Source organism: Paenibacillus azoreducens, from assembly GCF_021654775.1.
Classification (GTDB): Bacteria; Bacillota; Bacilli; order Paenibacillales; family Paenibacillaceae; genus Paenibacillus_AQ; species Paenibacillus_AQ azoreducens.
Window position 1 is genome coordinate 419454 of the sequence record NZ_AP025343.1, and the last position, 13639, is coordinate 433092.

13 protein-coding genes are annotated in these 13639 nt (G+C 50.3%); 10 read left to right on the forward strand and 3 right to left on the reverse strand.

From position 1 onward, the window contains the following. Positions 1 to 9: 9 nt before the first annotated feature. The 3 genes from L6442_RS01860 (at position 10) to L6442_RS01870 (ending at position 1655) form a co-directional block, all read left to right on the forward strand. Positions 10 to 468 (forward strand): SRPBCC domain-containing protein, encoded by a 459-nt coding sequence (locus L6442_RS01860; protein ID WP_212978415.1) that lies wholly within the window; start codon positions 10 to 12, stop codon positions 466 to 468. A 431-nt stretch (positions 469 to 899) separates the two neighbouring features. Continuing rightward, on the forward strand, positions 900 to 1322 hold the full coding sequence (locus L6442_RS01865; RefSeq protein WP_212978414.1) for a hypothetical protein: 423 nt from the start codon (positions 900 to 902) through the stop codon (positions 1320 to 1322). Then, the gene (locus tag L6442_RS01870) at positions 1323 to 1655 is read left to right on the forward strand and encodes a hypothetical protein (protein ID WP_212978413.1); all 333 of its coding nucleotides are present in this window, start codon (positions 1323 to 1325) and stop codon (positions 1653 to 1655) included. It begins immediately after the preceding gene. A 186-nt stretch (positions 1656 to 1841) separates the two neighbouring features. Here L6442_RS01870 and L6442_RS01875 read toward each other — a convergent pair whose 3' ends face one another. Next, on the reverse strand, positions 1842 to 2693 hold the full coding sequence (locus L6442_RS01875; protein ID WP_212978412.1) for an AraC family transcriptional regulator: 852 nt from the start codon (positions 2691 to 2693) through the stop codon (positions 1842 to 1844). Between the two features lie 195 nt (positions 2694 to 2888). Between L6442_RS01875 and melA the strand changes: the two genes are divergently transcribed. Then, positions 2889 to 4187 carry an alpha-glucosidase/alpha-galactosidase gene (melA, locus tag L6442_RS01880; RefSeq protein WP_194231877.1) on the forward strand — a complete coding sequence of 433 codons (1299 nt, stop codon included), beginning with the start codon at positions 2889 to 2891 and terminating at the stop codon, positions 4185 to 4187. A 353-nt stretch (positions 4188 to 4540) separates the two neighbouring features. Here melA and L6442_RS01885 read toward each other — a convergent pair whose 3' ends face one another. Both L6442_RS01885 and L6442_RS01890 read right to left on the reverse strand, forming a co-directional pair. After that, complete coding sequence (locus L6442_RS01885) at positions 4541 to 6022, reverse strand: response regulator transcription factor (protein ID WP_212978411.1); 1482 nt, start codon at positions 6020 to 6022, stop codon at positions 4541 to 4543. Beyond that, positions 6003 to 7769, reverse strand: coding sequence for a cache domain-containing sensor histidine kinase (locus tag L6442_RS01890; RefSeq protein ID WP_212978410.1), 1767 nt, complete (start codon positions 7767 to 7769; stop codon positions 6003 to 6005). Before L6442_RS01890 ends, L6442_RS01885 begins: the two co-directional genes overlap by 20 nt. A 195-nt stretch (positions 7770 to 7964) precedes the next feature. Here L6442_RS01890 and L6442_RS01895 point away from each other — a divergent pair, with 195 nt between their 5' ends. From L6442_RS01895 to L6442_RS01920, 6 genes are all read left to right on the forward strand, one after another. Beyond that, positions 7965 to 9275 carry an ABC transporter substrate-binding protein gene (locus L6442_RS01895; RefSeq protein WP_212978409.1) on the forward strand — a complete coding sequence of 437 codons (1311 nt, stop codon included), beginning with the start codon at positions 7965 to 7967 and terminating at the stop codon, positions 9273 to 9275. 224 nt (positions 9276 to 9499) lie between these two features. Next, on the forward strand, positions 9500 to 10429 hold the full coding sequence (locus L6442_RS01900; RefSeq protein WP_212978408.1) for a carbohydrate ABC transporter permease: 930 nt from the start codon (positions 9500 to 9502) through the stop codon (positions 10427 to 10429). Further along, a complete protein-coding gene (locus tag L6442_RS01905; protein WP_212978407.1) occupies positions 10426 to 11247 on the forward strand; it encodes a carbohydrate ABC transporter permease in 822 nt (273 codons plus the stop codon). Before L6442_RS01900 ends, L6442_RS01905 begins: the two co-directional genes overlap by 4 nt. Positions 11248 to 11347: 100 nt before the next feature. After that, positions 11348 to 12112 carry an SDR family oxidoreductase gene (locus L6442_RS01910; RefSeq protein WP_212978406.1) on the forward strand — a complete coding sequence of 255 codons (765 nt, stop codon included), beginning with the start codon at positions 11348 to 11350 and terminating at the stop codon, positions 12110 to 12112. A gap of 127 nt (positions 12113 to 12239) precedes the next feature. Beyond that, positions 12240 to 12500 (forward strand): hypothetical protein, encoded by a 261-nt coding sequence (locus L6442_RS01915; RefSeq protein WP_212978405.1) that lies wholly within the window; start codon positions 12240 to 12242, stop codon positions 12498 to 12500. Positions 12501 to 12527: 27 nt separating this feature from the next. Further along, positions 12528 to 13028 (forward strand): HugZ family pyridoxamine 5'-phosphate oxidase, encoded by a 501-nt coding sequence (locus L6442_RS01920; RefSeq protein WP_212978404.1) that lies wholly within the window; start codon positions 12528 to 12530, stop codon positions 13026 to 13028. Positions 13029 to 13639 lie beyond the last annotated feature (611 nt).

The following is a 13639-nucleotide window of genomic DNA, read 5'->3' on the forward strand; positions in this document are numbered from 1 at the left end:
CGTGCAAAATTGGAAAACAAGAAGCTGAAATATGAATTTTATATCGGGGCGGAGCCAAACAGAGTATGGGACCTGCTGGTTACGCCGGAAGGTACGAAGAAAACCTTTTTTAACTGCGTGCTTCAATCCAGCTTTAAGGCTGGTGAGCCGTTTGCCTATGTGGGGCCGGGTAATGCCGGCGATGAAACGGTGCATGTGTACGGCGACATTTTGACATATGAACCACGGAAGGTGCTCAGCTACCTTGAGCATCCGGGACCTTCCTATCGTGCCAATCATCAGGAACACACATCTCGGGTTACATTTACGCTGGATACGGTAGGCAAATGCACCAAATTAACGCTCGTGAATGATGAATGGACGGAAAATCATCCTTCCTTCCAAAATGCAGAAAGTTCTTGGTGGATGATTTTGAGCAATATCAAAACCGTGGCGGAAACCGGAAATACGCTGGATTTTGGCTGGTAAAATCAATACGTGATGTTTCGATAAGAGCGGCTGCTAAGGCAGTCGTTCTTTTTTTGACAGTATAGAATTTATAAGTTTTTTTGGGGGTCCCCGCAAAGTATTTGGAATAAGCATCGAAGCATAGGCTCCACTTTGTGGGGTTATTTTGACATGGGGTCCCCGCAAAGTAATCGGAATAAGCTTCAAAGGCTACACGTCACTTTGTGGGGTAATTTTGGCGGAGTGCTCTCTTCAGGATCTGAGGGGGTTTTTTAATAGGACATTTATACCAAAAATTGGCTAATGACTAAAATATTTGCAAGTTGGCGCAAAAGCGAGCATACAATAGCAACACTAAGAACCTTCTGAATATGTCAGTAACTTTTTTTACTTCCTGAAATCACCAATTCATTTTAAACTACATATTAGAAGGTATATGGGGGAATCCAATCATGCATTGGACTGATTTTGTAGTGATCATATCGTCAGGTTCATTTGGCGGTCTTTTGTCGAGCTTGTATATACATGACGGTGCCCTTATATTGCCGAAAAGAATTGAACTTGAACTCAGCGACGGAACCAAAAGGAGAAATTATCACATCGGATTTCTTTCAGACATTATCCTTGGTGCCGGCGCCGGGCTCATTGGAGCGCTTCCCCTCGGATTGGAGTTTCCGAAATACATCTATCTGGCCATTATCGCAGGGTTCGGAGGCGGAAGTTTTATTGCCAAGCAAGCGAAGCTGACTGCGGAAGAAAAGGTTTCTTCCCAGGATAAACTGCCGACCATTATTGCGTCCAGCGCGCAAGGGATGGATGGTCCCGAGGAGGTGACATTTGAACTCGCCATTTCAGACAGTAAAGGAGAGAAGTAAATGACCCTTGGTAAGATCACGTTAACAAATGATGAAATCAATGAATATAACAGGTTGAAGCAAAAGATCAGAAATGCCAGAACGAGGCTGGAGATAGCGTTGTACACAAAGCAGGCCGAGGAGATCCTGGAAAACGGGCGGCTCCGGTACATCAATAAATTGGAGAACAACAATAAACCGCAAATCAAAAGCATTCAGGACAGAAACAAACTGAAACCGGGGAAAGTGAAGCTTTCGGGTTATGCAGCCGCAAACCACAGCTACAACCTTCCCCACCATATCAAACGTCCTGGAATTATAACCAAATTAGTAAAATCCAACTCGGGCCGGTAAGGCTCTTTTTTGAAGATTATAGAATGTATAAGTTTTAAGCAGAGCTTAAGTCATTCTATAATCGCAAGAAAAACATCCGCTAATAGCGGTCTGTCTTCTGTGAAAGTACGTCGATAGACGTTTTTTTTATATATAGGCGGCAGACTTCCTAAACAAGCAAAAGCCCAAGATTCCTCTTCCTTCCGGCTACCGTATGATCTTGGAAGCAATCATGCTCTCCCGGTATTGCCGCGGCGAGGAGCCGACCGCCTTTTTGAACATTTTCGAAAACAGAAACGGATCGTTATATCCAACGGAACGCGAAACATCGCTGACTGTAAGCTCCGGATTTCCCAGCAGCTCGGCCGCCCGGCTCATCCGGTATTCGAGCAAAAAGGTTTGCAGCGATATCCCGAATTGATCCTTGAACAGGCTGGACAGGTAAGTGCGGTCCAAACCGACTGACCGGGCGATGTCCAGCACTGTCATCTTTTGGCTGTAGCTGCCTTCAATATATTCGATAGCTTTGCGGATGTAGGCCTCCCGGGAGTGCTGGGGCTTGTGGCTGTCGCTTTTCTCCGGAGAACAGCGGATCAGATCGGCAAGAATACGGTACAGAATGCTCTGGCTAAGCACGTCGCTGGCGCGGTCTTCCCCCGCTGACTTCAGATCCTCATAAAAGCATGCGAACCGGTTTTCGCCATATGCCGTATAGATCGGATCATCGCTGCTGATTTGTGCCCGCTGCAGCAGTGACTTGGCGCTTAGTCCTTTAAAGGCGATCCACGCATACGTCCATGGGTCTTCCAGATCGGCGCTGTAATGGACAAGCGTATCCGGGACAAGGACAAAACCTTGTCCGGCCCGAAGCTCATACACCGTCTCGCTTGTTCGAAACACGCCTCGTCCGCTAAGAATGTAGTGCAGGACATACGAGTCGCGCAGTCCCGGACCCCATGTATGGCCTGGTATACATTCCTCCATGCCGAAAAACAGCAAATTCAGATCCATCTGTCCCTGCACCGCAGGCGTGACGTGGTTTTCGTTGAAACGCGCCATGGCCGCAAAGCCCCCTTCAATATCCGTAAGTTTTAATCATATTATAACAGGTAAAATCACATATTTATGTTATGTAAACGAATCCACAACTTGGATTATGACATGTAATGCTGGATTTCCTCCATGTTCCTGCGTTGGTCCTAAAGGGTATATTTAGATCAAGTTCAAGCCAATCCGAAGGGGAGGTATTCTTCAATGTCCAAAATAACGTTTATCGGTGCGGGAAGCACGGTATTTGTCAAAAATGTGCTCGGCGACGTGATGACCACGCCTGCTTTGCAGGGTTTTGAGCTCGCCTTATTCGATATTGACGCAGAGCGTCTGCAGGATTCCGAGCGGCTCTTGAACAGCATCAAAAATACGCTTGGCAGCACTTGTTCCATCAAAGCCTACAGCGACCGCAAAGAGGCGCTTAGTGGCGCCAAATATGTTATCAATGCCATTCAGGTCGGAGGGTATGATCCATGTACCATTACAGACTTTGAAATTCCGAAGAAATACGGTTTGCGCCAAACGATTGCCGACACGCTCGGAATCGGCGGCATTTTCCGGAATCTGCGCACGATTCCCGTGATGCTCGATTTTGCCAAAGACATGCAGGAAGTGTGCCCGGATGCTTTGTTCCTTAACTACACCAACCCGATGGCGGTGCTCACCAATGTGATGAATACGGTAGGGGGCATCAACACTGTCGGCCTTTGCCACAGCGTGCAGGTCTGCGTGCCTCATTTGTTCGAATCGCTGGGGATGGACCCGACCGGAGTCGAATCCAAAATCGCCGGCATCAACCATATGGCGTGGCTGCTGGAAGTGAAGAAGGATGGAGTTGACTTGTATCCGGAAATCAAACGCCGCGCCGCCGAAAAGCAAAAAGAAAAACATCATGACATGGTTCGCTTCGAGTTGATGCTGCGCTTCGGATATTATGTGACGGAGTCCTCCGAGCACAACGCCGAATATCATCCGTATTTCATCAAGAAAAACTATCCTGATTTGATCGAAAAATACAATATTCCGCTGGACGAGTATCCGCGCCGCTGCATTAACCAAATCAACGGCTGGAAGGAAATGCGCGAGAAGATTTTTGCCAGCGAAAACATCGAACATCAGCGTTCCAAAGAATATGCGTCTTACATCATGGAAGCCATCGAAACGAATGTACCGTACAAAATCGGCGGCAACGTGATGAATACCGGCCTGATCACCAACCTGCCGAAGGAAGCCTGCGTCGAAGTGCCTTGCCTTGTGGACCGTTCCGGCATTTCCCCGACTTATGTAGGCGATCTGCCGCCGCAGCTGGCTGCGCTCAACCGGACGAACATCAACACGCAGCTGCTGACTATCGAAGCGGCCGTAACCGGCAAAAAGGAGCATATATATCATGCAGCGATGCTCGATCCGCATACGGCCGCGGAGCTGTCCTTGGACGACATCGTGGCGCTGTGCGACGATTTGATCGAGGCTCACGGCGGTTGGCTGCCTGAATTTAAATAAAGGCGCTTTTGCTTTGCATCCGCTGCGGTTACGGATTATTCCGGCGATCGCTAAGCTTCTTCGGAACTATTCCGTTATCTTCAAGTCAATTATTGCTGTTTGATTCAATATCAAGGTTCGAACCCTCGAATTAAATCCATTATGAAATTGACTTCTCTGCAGCTGCATTATAGCTCTATGCGGTCTGACATCCTAAATCCCCTGCCTTCGCATTTAGAAGAAGGCGGGGGATTTTCAATTGTATGAGCTTTTGCTGTTTTTGCGGCACCACGGGTATGGTGGGCTGTTCATGTTCGAGGCCCTGTGCCTGCATGAGCTAACGTAAGATACTGGGAAAGCGGCTCCCATGGTAGTTACAGTTTATGCTTTTTTATATATTCCGACGGATAACAGCCTGCATATTCCTTGAACAGATTGGTGAAGTGGCGCGTGCTGTAATATCCGACCTGCTCGGCAGCTTCATTGACCTTTGCACCGGGCATGGCCAGCAGCTCCTTCGCCCGCAGCATCCGCAGACGGGTGACATATTGGCTGAAGGTGACGCCCATCTTTTTATGAAAAAAAGCGCTTAGATGGTTGGGGGATACTTGGAACCGTTCCGCCACCCCGGCGACGGTAATGTCGCCGCAGAAGTTCGCCTCCAGGTAGCGGACGACCGCATCCAGCCAATCTTCTTTCTCCGGCGTTTCGGCGGCTCTTTTTCTCAAAATCCAAGCGCCTGCAGTTTCCGGCAGCCGTTCCAGCCATTTTGGATCATGCAGCTCCCAATCCTGTGCCGGTAGGGGGTGCATCATGCATCGGAGATATGAAACAAGCCGGTCCTTCATGACTGCAAGGCTGGAAGGCATGTTTGCCAACTGGCCTTGAAGCTTCTCGCAGCCGCTGACTAATTGGACATAATCGCCGTCCTGGCAGGCCCGGGCCACATTGGCGGCGATTTTGGCCGTTTTGGCGTATGCCTGATTAGCTGCGATTGCCTCCAATTCCGGCAGACTTAAGGGTGCGGAACCTCCGGCGACGCTGCGCAGATAGGATAATCCTCTCAACCGGGTGACTTCATCCCGCAAGGATTGCAGCGAAAAATGCATTTTGGTCTTCAGCCGTGTTAACATGCTAATGCTAGCCGGGGCCTGCCGCGTAAGCTCCGCGATTTGCTCGGACAGTCGGAGAAGATGGCGCCTTTCCTGCCTGCAAGCAGCTTTGCCGATAAGAATATGCTCTTCCCCCGATGTTACCAGCGCAAGCAGCAGCTCCCTTGAGCAGTATTCCCGGATCATGCCACGCAGAAGCCGGGGAATAGAAGCTTCTGCGTCCGAAACCGCCACCGGTTTGTCTTCATAAATGATGACGGCCAGCCAGCTTTCATCCGCTTCGGCAGGGCTGGATCTGAGCGGTTCCGCCGAATGCTGGTTATGGAAAACGGGCACCATCCGTGCTTCGAATTCCCGGCAAAGGGAGAGGCAGTCCTGGCCTGTTTTTTCCTTCGCTTCCCTGATCGTTTTCTCCACCAGCTCCGGATCAACCGGTTTGAGCAGATAATCGACAGCGCCAAGCTGCAGGGCTTTCCGGGCATATTCAAACTCCGCGTAACCAGTAAGCATCACCCACTGGGTTGAGGGTGCAAAAAGCAAGCACTCCTTGATGGCTTCCAGCCCGCTTTTACCCGGCATCCGAATATCGACAAATGCGATATCCGGCTGTTTCTGCCTGACCAAATCGATCAGTTCCTGTCCGCTGCGGGCTTCCCGGATTTCATGCTCCGGTCCGGCATCTTCCAGAATGCCGATGAGCGTTTCCCTTGCCAGCATTTCGTCGTCAGCCACAATGATGTTCATTGGGCAGTCCCTCCTCATGCAAGTCAATAGTGATCGTAATTGCGGTTCCCTTACCCGGAGCGCTTTGGATATTGAAATCGGATATTCCTTTGCAAAAGAGGGCCAGCCGTTCATCCACATTGCGCATGCCTACGCGATCGCTGTTTTTTATAGCCGTCGGTTCAAATCCGACGCCGTTATCCTTGACAACGATGACGGCCCGAAGGGATCCATCCAATCTCTGCACGGAAGCAACGACCTCGATCAGGCACGGATGCTCACAGGGTTCAAAACCGTGAACGACCGAGTTTTCGACCAGCGGCTGCAGCAGAAGCTTGGGTATTCGCAAGCCTTCCAAAGCATTGTCCAGCTCAAAATGAAAGGAAAGGCGGTCTTGGAACCGCATCGACTGCAGGTCCGCATACTTGCGGATGATCTCGAATTCTTCCGCGAGAGTAATACAGGTATCCGATGACAATATATAACGAAGGAGCCCGCTTAAAGAACGGATCGCCCGGTCCAGCGTGTCATGGTCGCGCCTGCGGTTCAGCCCGATAAAGCCGCTCAGCGTATTGTACAGAAAATGAGGTTTGATTTGCGATTGCAGCGCCTGCATTTCCGCATCCTGCTGTTTCAGCTTGGCGCGGTATTCATTGATCACCATATCATCCAGCCTCCGGATCATCCGGTTCAACGCGCTGCCGAGCTCCGCAACTTCATCCTTGCCGTGAATCGCCACCCGTTTCGTCATATCCCCCCGCTGGACATGGCGCATAACCTGAATCATCTCGCGGAATGGAGTCAAAAGCTTGCGCGAGTAAGCCAGGAACAGGAACAGGGTCAGAATCAAGCCGCCCGAAGCAAAAATCAGCCCCGTCGTATGCATCCACCGTACCTTATCGGTAAAGCGGCTTTGCGGGATGAGGGAGGTCACTTTCCAGGAGCTGGAGGGCACCGTTTTGGACACCTGAACATAAGGCTCCCCGCGATAGTTTACAGCGCTTGATGACGCAGACAGCTCCTTCAGCGTTTCGGAGGGAACGTCGCTGCTGGTATAGACGAGCTGCCCGTTGATATCCGTAATCACGACCACGGAGTCATTGCTGATCAGCTGGCGGACGATCCGGTCGATCACGACCGTGTCGGCATCCGACAAGATCACGGCAATCGGCTTCCGGGAATCCATATCGCGGATGAGGCGCGCAACCGAGAACACGCTCTGCACCGGGTCAATATCGAGATAGTCCTGCGGATGGACCCCGACGAAGGTGGCTTTGCCATTGGCCTTGACCGCCTCTTGGTACCAATCCTGCTCTTGGTAAGGATAATCGGTGCGGGCTTTATATAGCGTGGAACGGCTGTCTTTATAAAAAATCGAGCCATCGAGCGGCAGCAGCAGCGTGCCCAAAATTTCTTTGTGCATGTTTTCGAGCACACCCGGCAGCGTGTTATAGAGCGCATAATCGGCCTTATACTTGGTATAGCTATCGGATTGTTTATAAATGCCTGCGGAGCGGATTTTCAGGGCATACATCACTTCATTGTAATTGTAAGGGATCGTGGTCACGCGCTCGAGCTCATCCAGATAGTACTGGATATTGCTGGTTAAGCCGACGAGCGTGGATTCGGTCAGCTTTTCGGTCTCTGTGGTAATCAGCTTCGTATAATATGCGGGCAGCACATAGGCGATAATCAGAACGGGGAACAGAATCGTTAATGAAAAGAGTATCATCAGCTTGGCGCGGATGGACAAAGCTCTGTTTTTCAAGCGAGAACGACCTCCGTTTGCTTGACCTTTGAAGAGGTAACGGTTCTCATTTTACTTGAAGGACAAGGCTTAGGCAATAGATAGAAAACAGCGCTTTCATCGTAGGAATGAGTCATATGTAAGCGTTTTTACGTGTGATAAGCTGAATCTGCACAACAAATCGACGAATCATTAAAAAGACGAAGAGGTGGGTATATGAAAAAAAGCGCATTTTGGTTCATGACATTGGCCATGCTTCTGGTGATATTCAGCGGCTGCTCGTCGCGTCCCGATGGCGGAAGCAGCAGCGCAAGCGGCGGCGACAACGCCGAAACGGGCTCCGGCAAAATTGGCTCGGGGAAGGCCAAAACAACGCTGTCGATGATGATAAACATTTCGGATGAATCGCTGACCAAGGCCTACCGCGAAATCGTGGATGGGTTCACGAAGGAAAATCCCGATATCAGCGTCAATCTGCAGTTTGACAGTAACGGCTATGAGAATACGATGAAGGTTAAAATGGCTGCGAACGACCTGCCTGATATTTTCGATACCCACGGCTGGGCGAAGATTCGTTATGGAGAATACCTCGCTGATCTGCGTGACGAGCCTTGGGCTTCCCAACTGACCGATACGATCCGTAATGTCGTGACTGACGAGAAGGGCAAGGTCTATGCGCTCGTACTGACCGAAGCGAAGGACGGCATGTTGTATAACGTGGATATGCTGGAGAAGTACGGCATTGAGGTGCCGCGCACATTTGATGAGCTGGTGGCCGCAGGGGAGAAGATCAAGAAGGAAAGCGGAGGTAAAACCATTCCGTTCTACCTGTCCGGTATTGATGACAGTACGATCGGCCAGTATCTGGACCAATTCGCCAATCCGCTCCTGATTACGGCGAAGAATAATGAAGCAGACGCGCTGCTGAAGGGAACTTTCGATTGGTCCCATATCACGCCGCTAGCTCAAAGTCTCCTCACCCTCAAGGAAAAGGGACTGATCAATGAAGACGTGCTGACCGCCAAGCGCAGCGACCTTCCAGCTGCTTTTGCCGCAGAAAAGGTCACATTTGCTTTAGTCGGTCCGGCATTTATGGATTCCGTGCATGAAATCGCTCCGAATATGAAAATTGGCCTTATGCCGTTACCATCGATGGTGGCGGGCGACGAACCGACCTTTGCTGGCGGGGAGCGCAACACGCTCGCAGTATGGAAGGACTCGAAGCATCTAGATGAAGCGAAGAAGCTTCTCCAATATTTTGCAAAGCCTGAAAATATGGCGAAGCTCTCGAACGTATCCAAGAATCCTCCGGGACTGAAGGATATCAAAACCAATCATGAATTGACGCCTTATTATGAAAAATATGCCCAGGTCCGCGTGTTCCCTTACTTTGACCGCGTGTATCTGCCGAACGGCATGTGGGATGTACTCTGTAAAAACGGCACCGAGCTTCTGGCTGGCCGCATGACGCCGGAGCAGTTCAGCGAATCAATGAAGACCGAAGTCGAGCGTTTGTCCAAAAAATAAACTTCAGGGGCGGCGGGGCATGAGGTCATGCCCCCGCTGTTTGCCGCCTTGACATATCAAAAAGTATGAATTTCCAGGGTCCCCGCAAAGTAATCGGAGTAGGCTTCGAAGGTTACGCGTCACTTTGTGGGGTTGAATTTCCGGGGTCCCCGCAAAGTAATCGGAATAGGCATCGAAGGTTACGCGTCACTTTGTGGGGTTATTTAGCGAGGAGTGAGGGCGAGATGAGACCAAACATTGTTGTCACCAAGGCAGGGCCGCGCAAAACGACCCGAATGAGGCGCCTGGCCAAATCGCCGGTGATGCTGAACTGGATGTACCTGCCTGCATTGCTGCTGTTCGCGGTTTTTATCTATTATCCTTTTTTCCGGGGGCTGCTGATCTCCTTTACTGATTGGGACGGCTACTCCCAGATGTTTCATTATATCGGCATCGACAATTACAAAAGAATGCTGTCCGACAGCCGCGTCCACACCGTCATTATCAATACGCTTATCTACGGCCTCGGCAGTACGCTTTTTCAAAATATCATCGGGCTTCTGTATGCCCTGCTGCTGAACAAACACGGAAAGGGCAGAACGTTCGTCCGGGTTATCGTGTACATTCCGGCCATCGTCAGCCCAATCATCATGGGTTATATCTGGTATTTCCTGCTTCAATATAATGGCGGCGCCATTAATGACATCATTACGGCTTTTGCGGGTCATCCTGTCAATCTGCTGGGAGATCCCAAGGTGAATGTCTGGATTATTATGGTCGTCAACACCTATCAGTTCCTGGGGGTCGCGATGATGATATTCCTCTCGGGTCTGCAGGGCATTTCCAAGGACTATTATGAAGCGGCCGAAATAGACGGTGCTTCGACTATGAACCGCTTTTTCAACATCACCTTCCCGCTGCTGGCTCCTGCGCTGACGACAAGCATCATTCTGAACCTGATCGGCGGCCTGAAGCTGTTTGACGTGATTGCGGCCCTGACGAACGGCGGCCCTGGATACGCCTCGGCGTCATTGTCGACGATGATGTACCAGCTGTATTTCGCCAGACAGGATGCAGGGCTTGCGGCCTCGCTCGGCAATCTGATGTTCCTGCTTATTACTGTCATCAGCCTCACATCCCTGTACTTCCTGCGCAGAAAGGAGCTGTCGCAATGAAGCAGCGAAAACGCACGATTATTTATACGGTTATCGGCCTTTTCGTAGCCTTGGTGCATATCATTCCGTTTTACATTCTGCTGACCGTATCCTTCAAGGATATGCGGGATATGAGCTCCAAGTGGGCATTTCCCGGCTATTGGTTTACGGGCAATTTTATTAGCGCCTGGCAAAATGCCCATCTGGACCGAGCCTTCTTGAATACAGGGGTCATCACCGTTTTGTCCGTCGCATTGATTCTGATCTTCGGCTCTCTGGCAGCTTTTCCGCTGGCACGGTACCAATCGAAGCTGAACAAGTGGGTATACGGCATCTTCGTCAGTGCGCTGATCGTGCCGCCGCTGACCATTCTGGTGCCCTTGTATAAGTTTTTCGTGGATATCGGCTTTATGAATACCTACTTCGGAATCGTGCTGCTGCATGTGACCTTTCAGCTGTCGATGGCCATTTTCCTGTACACAAGCTTTATCGGCACGATCCCGCGGGAACTGGATGAGGCGGCGATGATTGACGGGGCGACCAAAACGGGCATGTTTTTCCGCATTATTATGCCGCTTCTCAAGCCCGTTACGGCTACGATCGTGATCATGAATGCGAACTCGATTTGGAATGACTACCAGTTCTCGCTCTTTTTTCTGCAAAAGCCTGACTCGCGTACCATTACGGTCGCCTTGTCCAGCTTCTTCGGGGAGAACAGCGCGCAGATCGGCTGGATTGCCGCCGGCTCGCTTCTGGCCGCGATTCCGAGCATACTCGTATACATTTTATTGCAAAAGTACTTCGTGGACGGTATTGCCGCAGGTGCGGTTAAAGGATGATCCCGGCGTAAATTTGGGGACAGGGAATGAGAGAGCAACATTGCGATATACCCTCCGTGATATAACAAAACTGTACTCAAGCAGACAAGGAGATGGAGAGATGAGCAAGTTGACAGGTAAAATCGCTTTAGTAACCGGTGCAAGCCGGGGGATTGGCCGCGGCATAGCGCTGCGATTGGCGCGGGACGGCGCATTGGTCGCGGTGCATTATGGAAGAAGACAAAATGAAGCCGAAGAAGTCGTTCGGCAAATTGAGCAAAATGGAGGTTCTGCGTTTTCGATCGGCGCCGATTTTAGCACACTTAACGGGATTCGCGATTTATATGCGGCATTGGACGAAGAGCTTCGGAAACGAACAGGCAATAACCGTTTTGACATTCTTGTGAATAATGCCGGAATCGGGCAAATTCTAACGCTTGAAGAGGCAACGGAAGAGTCCTTTGACGAGGTGATGAATACGAACGTTAAGGCGCCATTTTTCGTGATCCAGCAGGCTTTGCCGCGTCTGGCGGATGGGGGGCGCATTATCAATCTTTCATCATTTGTCACACGGGCAGCCTCACCAAGTGTGTTTGCATATAGCATATCGAAAGGGGCAATCAACACGCTTACGCTTGCTTTGGCCCAGCAGCTTGGAAACCGCCATATTACGGTGAACGCGATCCTTCCTGGCATCATCAATACGGAGATGAACGCCGGAACGCTGCAAAATCCCGCTGGACGCAATTCTGCCGCCGGACTTTCAACCTTCAACAGATGGGGAGAGCCTGAAGATGTGGCGGATGTTGCCGCTTTTCTTGCCGCATCGGATAGCCGCTGGGTGACCGGTCAATTGATCGATGCAAGCGGCGGATCTCATCTGTAAATAAACAAAGCCGGAGACCTAGCTGAAGAGCTGGGTTTTTTCGGGTTGACGGGGGAACGATGTCGAGCCGGAAAACGTCCGCTTTACTTCCTGGAGCCTTGGCAAGCTGCTCCCCGAATCGACAGCCATGCGCATGCTGAAAGGCTTGTCCCGCCTGATTCCTTGCGAGAGCGGGACGGTGCGCCTGGCGGGCAGGGAACTGCGCATGATGCCAAACAAGCAAATTTCGCAGCTGATGTGCATCCTCTCCCAATCGAACCAGACCCCTATGTTCGTAACGCGCCTTATCCACGCATTCATCCGCTTCGGCGGGCGCAGACCGCCTCTTTTTGAACAAATGATCATCGCCAAACCCGGGCGGTTTGAACCATACCAGGAAATCTATTGATGGAATTTGACCAGGAGGGGACCAGACATGAAAACGATCGATATTGAAGCAACAAAAAGCCGATATACAGCGTTTACGGACAGCTGCAATACGCTGATCATCAGCACGCTGGATGAAAACGGATTTCCTTTTGCCGGCTATGCCCCATTCGTGAAACTGGACGGAAAGCTGTACATCTATATCAGCCGCATTTCCGACCATTACCGTTATGTAGGGAACAATAAGCAAATTCTCGTGATGATGATTGCCGACGAATCGCAGACCCCGAATGCTTTTGCGCGTGAGCGGGCACGATGGGCTTGCACCACGGAGAATCTCGGAAGCGAGGGACATGAAAATATTTTTGAACAGTTCAATCGGAAGTTCGGCGAAAAAATGATGAATATGCTGCGCGGTTTAGATTTTTCGCTGTTTGAGCTGACTCCGTCTGCGGGCCGGTATGTGATCGGTTTCGGTCAGGCGTTTGATGTGGACCTGGCGGGCGACCGTTTTGAGCATGTGGTTGTCGATAAAGGACAGGGGAAGTGACCTTCTACACGACTAGAGTTATAGGATTCTTCGGTCAGGGTTTCGTAAAATTCGATTCGATTCCAGACACGCTCGGGAACAATATATAACGAACGAACTATTTCGATCTATATATTGTTTGATTGAATCCATTTTATAAAGAATAAATACGGGTGTTCGAGAACAGTAACAATATGAAAAATGTTTCTTGGAAGTCGCTTCTTGGATTTTTGCAAAATCATCGTGTGTTTGGATACGCCGAATAAGACAGGGAAATAAAACACGGTGGATTTCCGTCATGCAGTGCCACACCGCTCGCTGAGAGCTATGCGCGAACTCTAACTATGATGAACGTACGAAAAGCGACAGCCCTCCGTATTTGCTACACATCGTAGGTTAAAATGGTGCGCGAACTCTAACGGACACCACGGCCGCTAAATGGCCCAAAACAGCCACTTTATAAATGTAACGGACACCACAGCGCTTAATTGTTCCCAAAACAACGATAAAAGGGGCTTTTTCACAAAATAGCTGCATCTGTGTCCGTTAAAAATCATAATGCACGAAATTGACTACTATAGCGGCCGCTGTGTCCCTTAGAGTTTTGCAGTCGTTTTAAACCGTTTCGATTT

Bases quoted from the DNA above. Each gene is read 5' to 3' on its own strand.
- L6442_RS01865 (WP_212978414.1), top strand. From the start codon at position 900: ATGCATTGGACTGATTTTGTAGTGATCATATCGTCAGGTTCATTTGGC.
- L6442_RS01870 (WP_212978413.1), top strand. From the start codon at position 1,323: ATGACCCTTGGTAAGATCACGTTAACAAATGATGAAATCAATGAATAT.
- L6442_RS01875 (WP_212978412.1), bottom strand. From the start codon at position 2,693: ATGGCGCGTTTCAACGAAAACCACGTCACGCCTGCGGTGCAGGGACAG.
- melA (WP_194231877.1), top strand. From the start codon at position 2,889: ATGTCCAAAATAACGTTTATCGGTGCGGGAAGCACGGTATTTGTCAAA.
- L6442_RS01885 (WP_212978411.1), bottom strand. From the start codon at position 6,022: ATGAACATCATTGTGGCTGACGACGAAATGCTGGCAAGGGAAACGCTC.
- L6442_RS01895 (WP_212978409.1), top strand. From the start codon at position 7,965: ATGAAAAAAAGCGCATTTTGGTTCATGACATTGGCCATGCTTCTGGTG.
- L6442_RS01900 (WP_212978408.1), top strand. From the start codon at position 9,500: ATGAGACCAAACATTGTTGTCACCAAGGCAGGGCCGCGCAAAACGACC.
- L6442_RS01905 (WP_212978407.1), top strand. From the start codon at position 10,426: ATGAAGCAGCGAAAACGCACGATTATTTATACGGTTATCGGCCTTTTC.
- L6442_RS01910 (WP_212978406.1), top strand. From the start codon at position 11,348: ATGAGCAAGTTGACAGGTAAAATCGCTTTAGTAACCGGTGCAAGCCGG.
- L6442_RS01915 (WP_212978405.1), top strand. From the start codon at position 12,240: ATGCGCATGCTGAAAGGCTTGTCCCGCCTGATTCCTTGCGAGAGCGGG.
- L6442_RS01920 (WP_212978404.1), top strand. From the start codon at position 12,528: ATGAAAACGATCGATATTGAAGCAACAAAAAGCCGATATACAGCGTTT.